Annotated in this window: 1 protein-coding gene; it reads right to left on the bottom strand. The window is 75.1% G+C overall.

All coding sequences use genetic code 11. The annotated features are described in order from the left end of the window. Positions 1–38: 38 nt before the first annotated feature. Positions 39–738 (bottom strand): SCP2 sterol-binding domain-containing protein (locus QMX80_RS19220; RefSeq protein ID WP_282278775.1); only part of this gene is annotated, 700 nt, incomplete at its 5' end.

Genomic DNA, 738 nt, shown 5'->3' with positions numbered 1-738 from the left:
CCCGGGTGGCCCGCGCGCAAGGCCGGACGCGCGTCCGCTCAATGCCGCCGCGCATGGGCCTCGCGCGCGGCCCGCAGCAGCCGGCTGCCACGCTGCAGGGCGATCCGCTGCGCCAGCGGTATCGCTTCCCAGGGCATGCGGTCGAGCAGGTTGCGCAGCAACAGGCCCAGTTCGGTATCGCCGGTCAGTTCCAGCCGGCGCTGGAAGAACAGGGTGTCGGCGTCCTCCTGGCGGCTGGCCAGCAGCGACAGGTCGGTGGCGCTGCCGCGGATCGTGGCTTCCGCATCGCCCTCGGCCAAACGCAGGCGGCCATCGGCCAGCTCGATCACCCAGCGCAGGCCGAGATCGCGCACGTCGATGCCGAGCCGCCGGCCTTCGAGGGCCTCCAGGCTGCGCAGCACCTCCGGCGCGGAGACGGCGCGTTCGAGCACGCGCGGAACCACCCGGGCATGCACCGGTTCCGGTATCCGCGACAGCAGCGGGCGCCAGTAGCGTGGTGGCGGCAGCCAGCGCAGCAGGCGGGAGGCGAGGCCGGACGGGGAGGGAATGGACATGGCGATGCCTTCGGAAGCGGGCGGGGAAGCGGCCGGTGTGAGCTGGCGGTGGTGGGCCTGGGCGATCAGGGTCTGCATCACCGGCACCACGCTTTCGCCCTCCAGCCCGCGACGGCGCGCGCGCCCGCGCGCGCCCGGGCGTTGGGCGCGGTGGCGGTGGGGATGCTGCCGGCCCCGGCCCGCG

Origin of the sequence: Stenotrophomonas sp. PS02297 (assembly GCF_029959705.1) — a bacterium.
GTDB lineage: Bacteria > Pseudomonadota > Gammaproteobacteria > Xanthomonadales > Xanthomonadaceae > Stenotrophomonas > Stenotrophomonas nitritireducens.
This window is presented reverse-complemented; position numbering and strand designations above follow the sequence as displayed.